General features: G+C 46.5%; 14 protein-coding genes and 1 other annotated feature. Of the genes, 3 read left to right on the top strand and 11 right to left on the bottom strand.

All coding sequences use genetic code 11. The annotated features are described in order from the left end of the window. Positions 1–28: 28 nt before the first annotated feature. Entirely contained in the window at positions 29–1,237 is a 1,209-nt protein-coding gene (locus NIT04_RS06895) for a folylpolyglutamate synthase/dihydrofolate synthase family protein (RefSeq protein WP_252502816.1), read from the bottom strand. A 62-nt stretch (positions 1,238–1,299) separates the two neighbouring features. Here NIT04_RS06895 and NIT04_RS06890 point away from each other — a divergent pair, with 62 nt between their 5' ends. Then, positions 1,300–2,166, top strand: a complete 867-nt coding sequence (locus NIT04_RS06890) for a RimK family alpha-L-glutamate ligase (protein WP_252502815.1) — start codon at positions 1,300–1,302, stop codon at positions 2,164–2,166. Then, the gene (locus tag NIT04_RS06885; protein WP_252502814.1) at positions 2,163–2,960 is read left to right on the top strand and encodes a RimK family alpha-L-glutamate ligase; all 798 of its coding nucleotides are present in this window, start codon (positions 2,163–2,165) and stop codon (positions 2,958–2,960) included. Before NIT04_RS06890 ends, NIT04_RS06885 begins: the two co-directional genes overlap by 4 nt. Before the next feature lie 136 nt (positions 2,961–3,096). On the opposite strand, the gene NIT04_RS06880 is transcribed toward NIT04_RS06885, so the two are convergent. Further along, positions 3,097–5,742, bottom strand: coding sequence for a valine--tRNA ligase (locus tag NIT04_RS06880; RefSeq protein WP_252502813.1), 2,646 nt, complete (start codon positions 5,740–5,742; stop codon positions 3,097–3,099). A 69-nt stretch (positions 5,743–5,811) separates the two neighbouring features. After that, positions 5,812–6,034: a binding site (T-box leader), on the bottom strand. 70 nt (positions 6,035–6,104) lie between these two features. On the opposite strand from NIT04_RS06880, the gene NIT04_RS06875 reads away from it, so the two are divergent. Next, a complete protein-coding gene (locus NIT04_RS06875) occupies positions 6,105–6,296 on the top strand; it encodes a hypothetical protein (RefSeq protein ID WP_252502812.1) in 192 nt (63 codons plus the stop codon). On the opposite strand, the gene NIT04_RS06870 is transcribed toward NIT04_RS06875, so the two are convergent. The 9 genes from NIT04_RS06870 to lon all read right to left on the bottom strand — a co-directional run bounded on the left by NIT04_RS06870 (position 6,264) and on the right by lon (position 16,527). Beyond that, positions 6,264–7,043, bottom strand: a complete 780-nt coding sequence (locus NIT04_RS06870) for a hypothetical protein (RefSeq protein ID WP_252502811.1) — start codon at positions 7,041–7,043, stop codon at positions 6,264–6,266. The two genes, NIT04_RS06875 and NIT04_RS06870, sit on opposite strands and share 33 nt — an antisense overlap. A 106-nt stretch (positions 7,044–7,149) precedes the next feature. After that, on the bottom strand, positions 7,150–8,442 hold the full coding sequence (hemL, locus tag NIT04_RS06865; protein WP_252502810.1) for a glutamate-1-semialdehyde 2,1-aminomutase: 1,293 nt from the start codon (positions 8,440–8,442) through the stop codon (positions 7,150–7,152). Then, positions 8,443–9,423, bottom strand: coding sequence for a porphobilinogen synthase (hemB, locus tag NIT04_RS06860; protein ID WP_252502809.1), 981 nt, complete (start codon positions 9,421–9,423; stop codon positions 8,443–8,445). Next, on the bottom strand, positions 9,420–10,184 hold the full coding sequence (locus NIT04_RS06855; protein WP_252502808.1) for a uroporphyrinogen-III synthase: 765 nt from the start codon (positions 10,182–10,184) through the stop codon (positions 9,420–9,422). The genes hemB and NIT04_RS06855 overlap by 4 nt, the downstream gene beginning before the upstream one ends. After that, complete coding sequence (hemC, locus tag NIT04_RS06850) at positions 10,177–11,106, bottom strand: hydroxymethylbilane synthase (protein ID WP_252502807.1); 930 nt, start codon at positions 11,104–11,106, stop codon at positions 10,177–10,179. Before hemC ends, NIT04_RS06855 begins: the two co-directional genes overlap by 8 nt. Before the next feature lie 36 nt (positions 11,107–11,142). Next, positions 11,143–11,973, bottom strand: a complete 831-nt coding sequence (gene ccsA / locus NIT04_RS06845; protein ID WP_252502806.1) for a cytochrome c biogenesis protein CcsA — start codon at positions 11,971–11,973, stop codon at positions 11,143–11,145. 40 nt (positions 11,974–12,013) lie between these two features. Next, on the bottom strand, positions 12,014–13,354 hold the full coding sequence (hemA, locus tag NIT04_RS06840) for a glutamyl-tRNA reductase (protein ID WP_252502805.1): 1,341 nt from the start codon (positions 13,352–13,354) through the stop codon (positions 12,014–12,016). Positions 13,355–13,624: 270 nt separating this feature from the next. Next, the gene (gene yihA, locus NIT04_RS06835) at positions 13,625–14,206 is read right to left on the bottom strand and encodes a ribosome biogenesis GTP-binding protein YihA/YsxC (RefSeq protein ID WP_252502804.1); all 582 of its coding nucleotides are present in this window, start codon (positions 14,204–14,206) and stop codon (positions 13,625–13,627) included. Then, a complete protein-coding gene (gene lon, locus NIT04_RS06830) occupies positions 14,203–16,527 on the bottom strand; it encodes an endopeptidase La (RefSeq protein WP_252502803.1) in 2,325 nt (774 codons plus the stop codon). The genes yihA and lon overlap by 4 nt, the downstream gene beginning before the upstream one ends. Positions 16,528–16,629 lie beyond the last annotated feature (102 nt).

The following is a 16,629-nucleotide window of genomic DNA, read 5'->3' as shown; positions in this document are numbered from 1 at the left end:
GAAAGCGATCAGGTATTAATAGTCGAGTTTAGTTCAAAAGACTACTAATCAGATAAAGCGACCCTGCGACTATTTTCTTCCTATCGTTTCCCTTTCTTAGTATTATAGTATCACCTTCGAGTTTTGTCACCTTTTTTCTATTATACTGACAACTGTCTAATAATTCCTCCGCAGTAGCAGCTTGTAGGTGTGGAAAGGTGACGAATGTAAAGGAAGCGGCTACTGGAATTAGCTCATCCAGCGTTTTTTTAATTTCTTTTGTTTTCAGCATCCCGACAACAAAATCGACTTTTTCACCAGGGAATTCTGTTTTTATCGTCTCGGTAAGCATTTTGGCAGCCGCTGGGTTATGCGCCCCATCGATGTAGACGCCATTGGCGATTTCCTGAAATCGATAAGGCAAAGAAGCTTCCGCCACGCCTTTTGTGGTGGTCTCTTCATCCAATTCCACTCCAGCTTGTAGCAGTGCCTCGATTGCAACTGACGCATTGATCTCCTGATGAGGACCTTTCATCCTGCGTTCTTGAATTGACACCCAGGTTGACTCTCCAACGAACTCGCCTTGAGTTATTGAGAAGTCAGCTCCGTATATAAGCAACTTGCTGTTCATTTCACGCGCTTTCGCCTGAACTACTTCCATCGCCTCGTTTGGCACCGTACCGACAACTACTGGTGTGTCCTCTTTAATGATCCCCGCCTTATGCCCTGCAATCTCCTCAACCGTCCCTCCAAGAAAACCGACATGATCCAACGCTATCGATGTGATGACAGAGATGAGCGGTGTAACGACATTCGTACTATCCAAACTGCCGCCCATACCGCACTCTAACAAGGCATAATCCGGTGCTAGCCTTTCAAACGTAATGAAGGCCGCAACTGTCAATAATTCAAAATCCGTCAACATGCCGCTAAGGCCTGCTTCTTTCATCACCATGAACGTCTTGTCCATCTCTTCCCGGCTGATCGGCTTGCCGTTGATGCGAATTTGGTCATGTACATCGACTAACGCTGGAGATGAAAATACGCCTGTCGAAAACCCATGCTCTTGCAAGATGGATTCCATGAAAGCGATCGTGGAACCTTTCCCATTCGTCCCCGCCACATGGATGACGTGTAGGCCTTTTTCAGGATTCCCGACTTTTACAAGCGCAGCTCGGATACTATCGAGCCTCGGCTTTATTACATCATCACTAAGCACTGAAAATCGCTCTTTATATTCATCAAATTTTGGAATCAATACACTCGCCCCTTATGGTAAAATCAGCATAGGGTAAGTATATCACGGCCGGAGGGAACGATATGAAAAAATGTTGGGTCATCTATAATGGCAGTTTGACGAGCGATAAATTCCGAGATCAGGCGGAGTTATTGAAGGACGCCGCTATTCGAGCTGGGGTCGAGGCAACACTTAAAAAAAATTATGAAGTGCTAATGGCCCTGAATGAAAAGATGGAAGGGCGTCCTGATTTTGTCGTCTTCCTAGACAAAGACATCCTTCTGGCGACATTTTTGAAAAATGCGGGTATTCCCGTTTTCAATGATCCCGAAGTGATTGAGACATGTGATAATAAAGCGAAGCAATACATACAACTGGCAAAGAATGATATCGAGATGCCGGAAACGATCATTGCGCCGAAAGTCTATCCGAAATTCACAATTGAAGGATCGGGCTATTATGAAAAGGTTCTTGCTAAACTGGGCTTGCCAATGATCATTAAAGAAGGCCACGGTTCCTTTGGAATGAAAGTGTATTTGATTGAAACGGAAGAGGAGTTCTTTGCGAAGGTCGACGAACTGCGAGGGGTCGATTATGTATTTCAGCAGTTCATTGCAACGAGCAGAGGACGAGATATCCGTGTCAATATCGTCGGCGGAGAAATTGTCGCAGCAATGCATCGTGAATCCGAAACGGACTTCCGGGCGAATATTACGAACGGCGGAGTGGCGAGTGTCATTGAACTGACTGCCGAGCAGCAGGAATTGGCAATCCGGGCGGCCGAAGCGGTCGGCGCCGAATTTGCAGGTGTCGATCTGTTGTTTGGGGAGAATGAAAAACCGCTCGTCTGTGAAGTGAACGCCGCCGCGCATATACGCAATATTTATAATGTGACGGGCATCAATGTTGCAGACAGGATGATTGAATACATTTTAGGTAAGTTAGCATGAAAGGATTTGTTTATTACTCATCAGAGGAAGCGGAACGTAATCACGGATTTATTGATGATTTGATAAAGCAGGCGCAGAAAACTGGTATTGCATTGACACTGCTCGTCGATGATGAACAACCAGCTGACGATGCTGATTTCATTTTATTCCGCGATCGGAATGCAGAGCTAAGTTCAAAATGGGAAAAAGCAGGTTTCAGATTAATTAACCGATCTGAAGTGAACAAAATCGCAAACGATAAGTTACGGACATTCGAGGTTGCGACTCTGTTAGGTGTTTCCGCCGTTCCTACGAAGAATTTTCGATCGTTAGCAGATCTTCCTCCCCTGCCCGCTGTTTTGAAAACTATTGATGGGCATGGCGGCGATGAAGTGTTTCTTTGTCATACTAAGGATGATGTTGAGGAGTTTTTATCCCGGTTTTCCGGAAGGCGGACAATTGTACAACCGTATATCGAATCGGGAGCAACGGATGTCCGGGTGTTCATGCTCGGCGAAGAAGTGTTGGGTGCTGTTAAACGGACGGGAAGCGACTCCTTCAAATCGAATTTTACACTCGGCGGTTCCGTGGAGAAGTACACACTTTCCTCTTGGCAGGAAAATGAAGTACGGAGAATCGCAAAAGCTTTAAAAAGCGACTATGTCGGCATTGATTTTCTTTTATTACCGGATGGCGGGTGGATGTTGAATGAAATCGAGGACCCCGTCGGCGCCAGATCACTGTATATGACGCATGATTTTTCGGTAGCGGAGAAAGTAATGGCGTATTTGATGGGGAAATTGGAGAGTTTATGAGCGCCTGTGCAAGTTTATGATCACTTGCACAGATTTATAATCACTTGGCGAACATAAAGAGCGTCGCCATTAATAACTAAACAAAAAGAGTTGGTCGACTCCAATTTCGGAGGACCAACTCTTTTTTACGTTCGCATTAAATCTCTTTCAATTCCTCAATTCGGCGTTCGACTGCCGCTTTTTTCTCCAAATAATCCTTCTCTTTCGCGCGCTCTTCTTCTACTACTGCTTCAGGCGCTTTCGAAACGAAACGCTCGTTGGACAGCTTTCCTTGGACGCGTTTCACTTCGCCTTCCCATTTCGCCAATTCCTTCTTCAACCGCTCGATCTCTTCGTCAAGATTGAGCAATCCTTCAAGCGGAAGGAATAATTCCGCTCCGGTAATAACCGCTGACATCGATTTGCCCGGTGCCGAAATGCCGACTCCGATTTCGAGTGTTTCAGGATTACAGAACCGTTCGATATAGTTGCGGTTCGCTTCCAAAACGGAAACAGTCGCTTCATCTTTCGCTGCAATATAAAGTGGCACTTTTTTGCTCATTGGTGTATTCACTTCTGCACGGATGTTGCGTACCGCGTGGATGAGGTCAACGAGCAGCTTCATATCCGATGCTTTTGCCTTATCTGTCAATGCCGGATCAGCTACAGGCCAAGCCGCCACTGTAATCGATTCCCCTTCGTGAGGAAGATTCTGCCAGATTTCCTCCGTAATGAAAGGCATTAATGGGTGCAAGAGACGCATCGTGTTGTCGAGAACGTAAGCGAGAACGGAACGTGTCGTTTTCTTCGCCGCTTCATCTTCTCCGTACAATGGCAATTTCGCCATTTCGATATACCAGTCACAGAAGTCATCCCAAATGAAATTGTATAGTGCACGGCCGACTTCACCGAATTCATATTTCTCGGCAAGCTTCGTCACTTGTTCGATCGTTTCATTCAACCGTGTGAGGATCCATGCATCTGCTACGGACTTTTCACCTGTCAAATCGATTTCATCATATGTCATGCCATCCATATTCATCAAAGCGAATCGGGATGCGTTCCAAATTTTGTTCGCGAAGTTCCAGATCGCTTCAACTTTCTCCGTAGAATAACGAAGGTCCTGACCTGGTGAAGAACCAGTTGCTAGGAAGTAGCGCAATGCGTCTGCACCGTATTTGTCGATCACTTCCATCGGATCAATTCCGTTTCCTAGGGATTTCGACATTTTACGGCCGTCTTCTGCACGGACGAGACCGTGGATGAGCACATCTTTGAACGGACGCTGATCAGTGAATTCGATGCCTTGGAAAATCATGCGGGATACCCAGAAGAATATGATATCGTAACCAGTCACGAGTGCATCCGTCGGGTAATAGCGCTTGAACTCTTCATTATCAACATCCGGCCAGCCCATCGTCGAAAACGGCCATAATGCAGAGGAGAACCATGTATCAAGTACATCTTCCTCTTGATTCCAGTTTTCGATATCTTGAGGTGCTTCGTGCCCTACGTAGATTTCGCCTGTTTCTTTATGGTACCAGGCAGGAATGCGGTGTCCCCACCAGAGCTGGCGTGAAATGCACCAGTCATGGATATTTTCCATCCAGTTCAAATACGTCTTTTCAAAGCGCTCTGGTACAAAGTTCACTTTGCCTTCCGTTTGCTGAAGTTTGATCGCCTCTTCTGCTAGCGGCGCCATTTTAACGAACCATTGTGTTGACAAGTACGGCTCAACAACGGCTCCACTCCGTTCCGAATGGCCGACAGAGTGCAAGTGGTCTTCAACTTTGAACAAAACACCGAGTTCCTGCAAGTCTTTGACAATTGCTTTCCGGCATTCGAAGCGGTCCATCCCTTCGTATTTGCCTGCAAGTTGGTTCATGCTGCCGTCTTCATTCATCACAAGTACGCGAGGCAAGTCGTGACGATTACCGATTTCAAAGTCATTCGGGTCGTGTGCTGGCGTGATTTTTACTGCACCGCTTCCGAATTCCATATCAACATAGTCATCTGCAACAATCGGAATTTCTCGTCCAACAATCGGCAACGTAACCATTTTTCCGATCAAATGCTTATAGCGGTCGTCTTCCGGGTGAACGGCAACTGCAGTATCTCCGAGCATCGTTTCAGGACGCGTCGTAGCAATTTCAATGCTGCCCGTTCCGTCTGCCAGTGGATAGCGCATATGATAGAATGCACCCTGAACATCCTTATGGATCACTTCGATGTCCGATAACGCAGTTTTCGTCGCCGGATCCCAGTTGATAATATATTCGCCGCGGTAAATATAACCTTTTTCATACATCTTGACGAACACTTCGCGGACCGCTTTCGACAACCCTTCATCCAACGTGAAACGTTCTCTGGAATAATCAAGAGCAAGACCTAGCTTCGCCCATTGCTCTCGAATATGGCCGGCGTATTCATCCTTCCACTTCCATGTCTCTTCCAGGAATTTTTCACGGCCAAGATCGTAGCGGGATTTCCCTTCTTCTCGAAGCTTTTCCTCGACCCTTGCCTGTGTTGCAATACCCGCATGGTCCATTCCTGGCAGCCATAAGGCATCGTAGCCTTGCATACGTTTCATTCGGATCAGAATGTCCTGCAAGGTCGTATCCCAAGCATGCCCTAAATGAAGCTTCCCTGTGACGTTCGGCGGTGGAATGACGATTGTATACGGCTCTTTCCCGCTTTCTGGCTGCGCTTCGAAGTATTTCCCTTTCAGCCACCATTCGTAACGGCCCGCTTCAGTCGACTGCGGCTCATATTTCGTTGGCATTGACAAGTTTTCTGTTGACATATGAACTCCTCCTCTTTACTTGCACATACAGCTCTGAATAAAAGTGAATACAAAAAAACTCCGTTCGTCAAAAAGGACGAAGGAGTTATCCGTGGTACCACCTTTATTCGCGCAAACAAGAAACATTTGCGCCTCAATAATAAATAACGGTTTCAAACCGGCTTCCGCTACTTGTAATTCACGGAAACTGCTCCCGGGTGACTTTCCACAAATTCATTTATAGGCCCTCCCACCGACGGCGCCCTCTCTTGGATAAATGAAAATCGCGTACTTTCCCGATCAATGCATCATTATACAGTTATGAATATTATATTCCATTAGAGGAGATTTCGTCAAGTATATTATGAGAAAGGATGGTATTGATGAGAAAGGGATATAATCCTTATTTATTGCCCCCTTGGTTACGGAAGACACGGTTTTATTGCAAAGGCATCATCATCCCTATTGCCGCTTTCCAGCTGATCAGGCTTTTGATCGTCCCTACGACCGGTGACTTCCTCCTATTATGCGCGCTCGGAGGTTTAGCTTTCCTCCTTTACAAAGATATCATTTGAACGGAACCGTGTCGTCGTCCACTCATCGGGCAACGCTGCAATGTATGACAGTATATCCTCCTGGCTGTTTCCTAGGCTGCTGTCATTCATCGCCGTTGCTTGCGGTTCTTGGACAGGCGCGGCGACTGTTCGACTTTGCGCAGCAGAAGGCTGTCGGGGTTCGGAGGATTGCTCCATTTGTACCTGCTCCTGCTTCACTGCGACTACCTTTTCTTTAGGCGCATCTTGAACCGCTACTGTCTCCGTCTTCTCTACCGCAGTTTCTGATTCCTTCTTCACTTCTACGTTGACCATCTCTTTACTTGCCGTTTCGTTGCCGGCAGCTGCGTTGCTTGCAGTTTCATCGGCAGATGCCTGCCCGTGCATGCAATTGACATTCCAAGCGACCGTGAAGGAACCTTGTCCGTCGAAGGTGGATTTGATGTCAGTTGCTTCGATATGCAATGGATGATCTACTTCAGGAGGCAGATCGATATATAACGGCACTGCGTATTCGAAATAACCCGCTTCCCCTTCCATTTCCACATCGTCGACAAAAACTGCATCTGCAGGGATTGACTCACTTCTTTGCCCATCTGTAAAGTCTACCTTGGCGGCGATATGATAAATTCCAGAAAGCCGGACTGCATCTTCAGACCTTTTTTCTGTAAATCCCGCTTTCACTTTAACTAGACGTGCTTCCTTCGGGATTCCAACATTCTCCGGGAAATAAAAGACCTCTTTCATATTCCACTGTAACTTCTTCATTCCATTTTCCCTCCCCTGTTTCATTCACTTGCCATTATATGCAGGAAGTGAAGCAGGTAGAAGAAAACCACCCATTGTCGTTTGAATGACAATGGGTGGTGTTAAATTAACGTGCCAATTTTTCAAAGACACGGTGGAATGCTTGAACCGTCTGTTCGATATGCTCCTCCGTATGGGAAGAGGAAAGGAACATGCCTTCGAATTGGGATGGTGGCAGGAAGATGCCTTCTTCTGCCATCAAGCGGAAGTACTCCGCAAACAGTTCCAAGTCGGACGTCTTCGCTTGGTCGTAATTATACACTTTTTCATTTGTGAAGAAGAACCCGATCATAGAGCCGGCACGGTTCACAGTATGCGGGATATTGTATTTCGTCGCCGCTTCACGGAAACCAGCCTCAAGCAGATCGCCAAGCTTTTGGAAATGATCATAAGAAGCTGGATTCAGCTTTTTCAATGTTTCAATGCCCGCTGTCATCGCAAGCGGATTTCCGGATAATGTGCCTGCTTGGTAAACGGTTCCAGCTGGCGCCACATTTTCCATGATTTCACGTTTGCCGCCATATGCTCCGACAGGAAGGCCGCCGCCGATCACTTTGCCGAGGCAAGTCAGGTCAGGAGTGATTTCAAAATAACCTTGCGCACAATTGTAGTCAACACGGAAGCCTGTCATCACTTCGTCGAAGATGAGCAAAGTGCCGTTCTTCTCAGTGATTTCACGCAATCCTTCCAGGAAGCCTGGCTCCGGAGGGACAACTCCCATGTTCCCGGCAACCGGTTCGACGATGACACCCGCCAAATCGTCACCGAACTGCTCGAATGCAGCACGGACGCCATCCATGTCATTGTACGCCACTGTAATTGTGTTATTCGCGATTCCTTCGGGAACACCAGGGCTATCAGGCAAGCCTAGTGTAGCGACGCCAGATCCGGCTTTAATGAGAAGCGAATCTCCATGGCCATGGTAGCAGCCTTCGAATTTTAAAATCTTGTTCCGGCCTGTATACCCGCGAGCCAAACGCAATGCGCTCATTGTCGCTTCAGTCCCAGATGAGACCATCCGGACAACCTCGATGGAAGGCACTCGATCAATGACAATTTTCGCAAGTTCATTTTCTAGCAAAGTCGGTGCTCCGAAGCTTGTACCTGTTTCGGCAACTTTCTTAATGCCCTCTACGACATCAGGATCTGCATGGCCTAAAATCAGGGGTCCCCATGAAAGGACATAGTCGATGTATTCATTGCCATCGATGTCTTTAACGATAGGACCTTTACCACTTTCGATGAAAATCGGATCCATATTGACCGATTTGAAAGCGCGGACAGGAGAGTTCACGCCACCCGGCATTAACTTCACTGCTTCCGTAAACGCTTGCTTGGATTTTTCGTAACTTTTACCCATTCATTTTCCCTCCAGCCAACGCGCTGCGTCTTTTGCATGGTATGTCATAATAAGATCCGCACCTGCGCGTTTCATACTTGTCAACGTTTCCAACACGATTTCTTTTTCATTTATCCAGCCGTTTTGGGCCGCTGCCTTCACCATCGAATATTCACCGCTCACATTGTATGCGACGACTGGCAGAAGGACGTTGTTTTTCACATCACGCATAATATCCAAATAGGACAATGCCGGCTTGACGATCAGAAAATCTGCGCCTTCCATGACATCGGACTCCGCTTCGCGAAGCGCTTCCATCCGATTGGCAGGATCCATCTGATACGTCTTCCGATCTCCAAACTGCGGTGCTGATTCGGCAGCATCGCGGAATGGACCGTAGTATGCGGAAGCATATTTCACCGCGTACGACATGATCGGAACATTTTCAAAGCCTTCTTCATCAAGCGCCTGCCTGATCGCAACGACGAAACCGTCCATCATATTGGATGGCGCAATGATATCAGCACCTGCTTTTGCTTGGCTGACTGCGGTTTTTGCCAACAGTTCGAGAGATGGATCATTCAATACATCGGATTCATGAACAACTCCGCAATGACCATGATCTGTATACTCACATAGGCAAGTGTCGGCAATGACGACGAGCTCCGGATGCTTCTCTTTTATGAGTCGCGTCGCGCGCTGCACAATCCCTTCGTCATCAAAAGCCCCTGTGCCAGTCGCATCTTTCTCTGATGGAATTCCGAACAGGATGACGGAAGGGATGCCTAATGAAACGACTTCCTCCACTTCCTCCAGTAGACGATCAAGCGACAATTGGTAAATGCCCGGCATCGAGCTGATCTCATTCTTAACATTTTCGCCTTCGATGATGAACATCGGATAAATAAAATCCTCTTTACGCAAAATTGTTTCCCTTACCATCGAGCGCATTGTTGCCGAGTTGCGCAAACGACGATTACGTCTGAATTGTAGTTGAGTCATTGGATATCTTCCTTTCGTCTCGCCAAAGCAATGACGAGTTCCTTAAGAGTATAAACTTCAGGCTTCACATCCACTTCGGCGCCTGCCTCAAGCAACGCCTTTTCAGTGACATGCCCAATTGCCCCGACTGTAAAACCTTTCCACCCGACAACCGGAACTACGCCTTCCTCAAAGACACGGACCGCTGAAGGGCTTGCAAATAAGACGGTGCAGCTTTTCGAGACTTTCAGCTTCTCAATAATCGAGTGTACCGAATCCGTCTTGGCACCTGTTTCATAGACTGTCCATTCCTCCACTTGAAAGGGCAACTCCTCACGGATTATACTGCCGGCAAGGTTCCCTTTTATAAACAGGACACGAAGTCTCCGGTCTTCCGTCGGCTTGAATTGCTTCACAAAAACATCGGCGCTGAAAATGGACGGTATGAATTCGACTTTGAAACCGATGTTCTCCAATGCTGCGGCGGTCTGTGTACCGACTGCAGCTATTTTGGATGGAATATGTACCGAAGTCATGTTAAAACGGTCCATTTTAGACTGAAACGCTTTCACAGCGCTTTGGCTTGTAAAGATCAACCAATCAAAATCCACACATCGTTTCAATTCTGTTTCATCCGTCGAATCCTCGATTTCATTCACTTGAATAAGCGGCATGGAATAAGGGGTGCCTCCGTATTGCGTAACGAGATCGAAAACTTCAAGCGATTTCAGCGTCCCCGTAAAAATGACGTTTTCCCCTTTCAACGGACCCAATTCAGGCATCCATTTCCGCCTTCACTTTCTCAATCACTTCTGTAGCCCCTTCAGCACGTAAAGTGGATGCTACAGATTTTCCTACCGCCACCGGATCAGAACCACGAACCGTCTTCTTGAACACTTGCTTCGCGTCCGGAGAAGCTACGAATCCTGTAAATTCGATTTCTTTGCCGTCATATTCAGCGATTCCGGCGATCGGCACTTGGCAAGAGCCGTCCATTTCAGCAAGGAAAGTGCGCTCTGCGTCTACTTCCAGCCATGTCTTTTCATCGGATACTTTCTTCAGTTCAGCAAGCAGTTCCTCATCGTCACTTCGGCACTCAATCGCGAGCGCCCCTTGGCCGATAGCGGGAATGCAGTCTTCGATTGACATATATTCAGTTACGACATCGTCGCTCCAGCCCATCCGCTTCAAGCCTGCTGCAGCCAAAAGAATCGCATCATATTCGCCGTCTTGCATTTTCTTCAGACGCGTATCGATATTACCTCGGATCCATTTAATTTCAATATCTGGACGGAGCATGAGCAACTGGGAACTACGGCGTAAGCTCGACGTGCCGACAATTGCGCCGACCGGAAGATCCATGAATTTTACATGCCCTTTGGAAATGAAAGCGTCACGGGCATCGACCCGCGGCGGAATGCAGCCAATCGTAAGCCCTTCAGGCAATACGGCAGGCATATCTTTCATGCTATGGACAGCAAAGTCGATTTCTTTATCAAAAAGGGCTTGTTGGATCTCTTTGACGAATAATCCTTTACCTCCCACTTTTGAAAGCATCACGTCGAGGATTCTGTCTCCTTTTGTGACAATCTCCTTCACTTCAAATTCAAAAGGCGCGCCTGCTGCTTTCATCTGGTCGATGAACCAATTCGTCTGTGTTAAAGCAAGCTTGCTCCTTCTTGAGCCTACGATGATTTTTCTCAATACGATCTTCCTCCCAATTGAATTACTCTCAAAACGTCAAATCCAAAAATGGAATTGCGATAATCTGCTTCCCAGAAAAAAGTTTATGATGACAAAAAGAAAAGCGAAGACGTTCGCCCATGCAAAATCGTTCGCTGTCAGTCTACCTCTTCTTTGCAAAAACAATACTAAACTATAAAGGATAATAACGAGGAAAGACCCGATGATTTTCACGTCGGAAATCGTCCACTCATCCAACGCGACGGTCGCCCATTGAATTCCGAGCACGAGGCTGATGAATAGCACTGGAATGCCCGTATAAATCGATGCTTTCATCCCTGACAAAGATTGTTGGAGGGACGGAAGACGTCCGAACTGCTTAGTCCACTTTTTCTTCTTCAACACTTTATAGACGAGCAAGTATAGGATGGCGAATACGAATGACATCGCAAATGCCGCATACGATAAAATGGCAAATGTGATATGTATGAAAAGCAATTCCGAAATAAGCGATTCACCAACCGGGGATTTCTCAATCTTTGTCGGAGTGAATGTATAGATTGTCATGAATATGAAACCAATGACATTTAAAAAGAAGACAGCGAACCCGACCTTTGAAAACGCTTGGAGGATCATCGATAACGAAATGAGCAGCCAAGCATAGAAGTAGATCCCTTCGTAAAGGGAAAGGACCGGGAATCGCTGTGTATCTATCACCCGCGCAATTAGGAAACCGCTTTGCATCAAATACACAATTGACAAAATCCAAAAAGCGCTGCGATGGGCGATCTTATTATTGTTCAAATAATCAATGAAGTAAAATACGAGGCTCACCGCATACAGGACGACGATCACTTCGTGGAATCTCGCCATAGTCATTTCGGCCATGATGCAACCTCTGCCTTTCGCATGGATCTAAAGCCTCGGATTACGCCTCGGCTAATTTGTGTGTGGCATTACCAAGGGATTTGGCTTCCGCACGGACGATTTCTTCTTCTTCGTCGTCTTCAACTAATCCGAATATTTGCTTGAATAGTGCCAGCTTTTCTGAAGCCTGATCATCCAAAGCCAACTCTTTCGCTTGCAGGATCGGTTCCTTCAGCATTTGGTTGACGATTGACTTCGTATGCTTATTCAATAATTTCTTTTCACGGTTGGTTAAGTTCGGCATTTTATTTTCAATGCTAGCCATCGTCTCCGCCTGGATACGAAGTGCATTTTCCCGCAATGCGGAAATGACCGGCACGACGCCAAGCGTAGCAATCCACTCTTTGAATTCGACAATCTCCTCTTCAATCATCAAACCGATCTCTTCAGCGGCACGTTTACGCTCCGCCAAATTCGCTTCGACGATTCCTTGCAAATCATCAACATCGTAAAGGAAAACATTCGGCAAATCACCGATTCTCGGATCCAAATCCCGAGGTACAGCGATATCGACCATGAAAATCGGCTTTCCTTTTCGCAGTTTCTCGACGTATTGCATCAATTCGAAATCAATGACAAAATCGGTTGCTCCGGTTGAGCTGATTAAGACATCCGCTTCTAACAATGTGCATTGCAACTCCTGCATCGGTTTAGCGACGCCCCCGAATTGCTCGGCCATCTCTTCAGCCTTCGATAGCGTACGATTGACGACAGTCACTTTGCCGGCTCCGCTGCCATGCAAGTTCTTGATGGCCAGCTCTCCCATCTTCCCTGCCCCCAGAATGGCAATATGCTTCCCATTCAATGAACCGAAGATCTTTTTGCCAAGCTCAACTGCTGCGTACGATACTGAAACAGCATTGTCTGCAATCGCCGTTTCTGAATGTGCTCGCTTCGCAAGCGTAATCGACTTTTTAAATAACTCATTAAAGACAGTACCTGTCGTCCCGATTTTTTGCCCTTCCAGAAAGCTTGTACGGACTTGTCCTAAAATTTGCGTTTCACCAAGCACCATCGAATCAATTCCCGCTGATACACGCATCAAATGTTCAATCGCTGCATCATTTTCATATATAAGCAAATGCGGGGATAATTCCTCGAGCTCCATATCGAACCAGTTCGCCAAGAAACGCTTCACATAATACCTACCAGTATGGATTTGATCAGCTACAGCATATATTTCAGTTCGATTGCACGTAGAAATGATAACGTTCTCCAAAATGCTCTTCTCTTTTTGCAAAGCTTGCATCGCCTTTGGCAACTCAGCCTCTACAAAAGATAATTTTTCCCTGATTTCTACTGGAGCTGTTCGGTGGTTGACACCGACCACGATTGTATACATAAGGTGTTCACACCTCTCCCGTTCTTATATTAACATATACGATTATAACATATTACACGGTTATTAACGGTCTATTTTGTGACTAACTCTTGAATTATCAACGGTTTGTTCCCTGTATTTGTAATAATTCTAATGTATTTCATCCCAACTAGCATCTAGCTCGGGCGGCAAGACGCTCGGGATCATAAGGTGACCCTGCTGCATCTAAGCAATCCACCTACACCTTAGATTTGAAAATCCGGATGAACATTGTTTTCATCCGGATTGCAATTACATTCTATTCTCGATCTCACGCCAAGCCTCATCCATACCAATTCCTTTTTCAGAAGAGAATAATACTAAAGGATCTCCAGCGCGCATATTTAATTCGTTTCTTACGATTTTTTTATGTTTTTCCCATTTGCCTCTCGGAATTTTATCCGCTTTCGTTGCGATGACGATAGTAGGAATATCGTAATGCCCTAAAAAGTCATACATAATGCAATCGTCGGTAGTAGGGGGATGTCTTAGATCTACAATCAGGACTACAGCGCGCAGCTGTTCTCGACCTGTCAAATACCTCTCGATCATTTTCCCCCATGCTTCCCGTTCGGATTTTGACACTTTCGCGTACCCATAACCTGGAACATCAACAAAAAACAGTTTTTCTTCAATTTTATAAAAGTTCAGAGTCTGGGTCTTTCCAGGCTTCGAAGATGTACGGGCCAAACTCTTTCGTCCGATCATTTTATTGATGAACGATGATTTGCCTACATTCGAACGTCCTGCCAGTGCAAATTCCGGGAAGCCATCATCCGGGTATTGCTCAGGTTTAACCGCACTCATGATCATTTCAACTTGATTGACTTTCATTCTGAAGCCTCCTCTAATGCATACGCCAATACTTCTTCAGCATCCGAGACAAGCTTGAATGTAAGCTCTCTACGCACACTTTCCGGTATATCTTCAATGTCACGCTCATTGGCAATTGGTAAGATGATCGTCGTCAAGCCCGCCCGATGCGCACTTAACGACTTTTCCTTCACGCCCCCGATTGGTAGTACCCTTCCACGTAGCGTGATTTCACCTGTCATTCCAACCTCTCGGCGGATCGGTCGCTTCGTCAAGGCAGAAACGAGAGCTGTCGCAATCGTCACTCCTGCAGATGGGCCATCTTTCGGGACTGCACCTTCAGGAACGTGGATATGGATGTCGCTCGATTCATGGAAATTAGGGTTGATATTAAAATCCACTGCCCTGGATCTGACATAAGATAACGCTGTTTGCGCCGATTCCTTCATGACATCGCCCAACTTGCCCGTCAATATGAGTTTACCTTTGCCGGGAGACAATGAAACCTCGATTTGGAGCGTATCTCCCCCGACAGTCGTATAAGCAAGGCCGGTTGCTACACCGATCTGGTTTTTCGTCTCAGCTTGTCCATACATATGCTTCTTCTTGCCTAAAAGCGTTTCAAGCGTATTCACGCTGACCGTGACGCTTTTCTTTTCCCCTGTTACGATTTGCTTCGCCGCTCTCCTGCAAATCCTTGCAATTTCCCTCTCCAGCCCGCGAACGCCTGCTTCACGTGTGTAATAACGGACGATGTCACGGATCGCTTCGTCGCTGAAACGGACTTGTGACTTTGTTAAACCGTGCTCCTTCAGCTGTTTCGGAATGAGATGGTTTTTTGCAATGGATCGCTTTTCAAGTTCGGTATACCCCGGAATGGAAATGACCTCCATACGATCCCTTAGAGGACCGGGAATAGAACTTAAATCATTTGAAGTCGCGACAAATAACACATTCGATAAATCATATGGCTCTTCAATATAGTGATCGCTGAACGTCGCATTCTGTTCAGGATCAAGGACCTCCAACATGGCAGATGACGGATCTCCTCTGAAGTCATTGGACATCTTATCGATTTCATCAAGCAAGAATACTGGATTGATTTTCTCCGCTTTTTTCATGCCTTGAATTATCCGTCCCGGCATTGCACCGACATATGTACGGCGATGCCCTCTAATTTCGGATTCATCCCGCACTCCACCAAGGGAAATCCGGACAAATTTACGTCCCAAAGACTCCGCAATAGAGCGAGCCAAAGAAGTTTTCCCGACTCCTGGCGGTCCATCGAGGCAAAGAATCGGACCTCGCAATGAATTCGTCATTTGACGGACTGCAAGATATTCTAAAATACGCTCCTTGACCGAATCGAGGCCCTCATGGTCACGGTTCAGGATTTCCTCGGACCGTTTAATATCCAATTGATCCTTCGAAGCAGCAGTCCACGGCAAAGCGATGAGCCAATCGATATAATTCCGGATCACTCCGCTTTCAGCCGATGCGGAATGAACTTTTTCGTACCGGTCAAGCTCCCTCAATGCAGCCTGTTTCACATTTTCGGGCATGCCCGCCTCTTCTATTTTTTTCGTCAACTCGACGACTTCGATGCTTTTTCCATCTTTGTCGCCCAGCTCTTTTTGGATGGCTTTCATCTGCTCGCGCAAATAAAATTCTTTCTGAGTGCGTTCCATCGCTTCTTTAACACGGGCGTTAATTTTTCGTTCCAATGCAAGGATTGCCTGTTCATCGTGGAGTTTGTTAATCAAAAACTCCAATCTCTTCTTAACATCGGTTATTTCCAGGATTTCCTGTTTAGCAGACAATTTCAACGGCAAATGGGAAGCAATCATATCCGCAAACCTTCCAGGCTCTTCGATTGATGCGATGGAATCGAACGTCTCTTGAGAAACCTTCGAGGAATAGTTTGTGTAGTTCTCGAAATAAGGAAGTAAAGTTCGCATGAGGGCGGTAATTTCCGCATCTACTTCCGTGTCGTCAGGAATTCTTTCCACATCTACCACCGGATAGAGATCTGCTTCTTCGTAGTTTGACCACTCCGCCCGCTCAATGCCTTCAATGTGTAGTCGGTATGTCCCGTTGTTCAGTTCAGTCAATGACTTCACATAAGCTAAAAGACCGACCTGATATAAATCTTCGGCTTCCGGATTTTCTACGCTCGTGTCCTTCTGTGAGGCGAGCATGATGTAATTGCCGTTCGTAATTGCATGTTCGACAGCAAATACGGAGCGTTCCCTCCCGACGTCAATATGTAAAACCATCGTCGGATAAACCAACATCCCGCGTAAAGGCAATAAAGGCACGTTCAGCTTTTTTTCATTTGGCATGCGGAAGTCACCTCCATAAGTTATGTATATCCAATATGTACATTTCATATAAGGTGGAAAAAGCCGACAACCGATGAGCGATGGTTCGCTTCGTCGGAGTCA

The organism is Sporosarcina sp. Marseille-Q4943 (assembly GCF_943736995.1).
Taxonomy (GTDB): domain Bacteria; phylum Bacillota; class Bacilli; order Bacillales_A; family Planococcaceae; genus Sporosarcina.
This window is presented reverse-complemented; position numbering and strand designations above follow the sequence as displayed.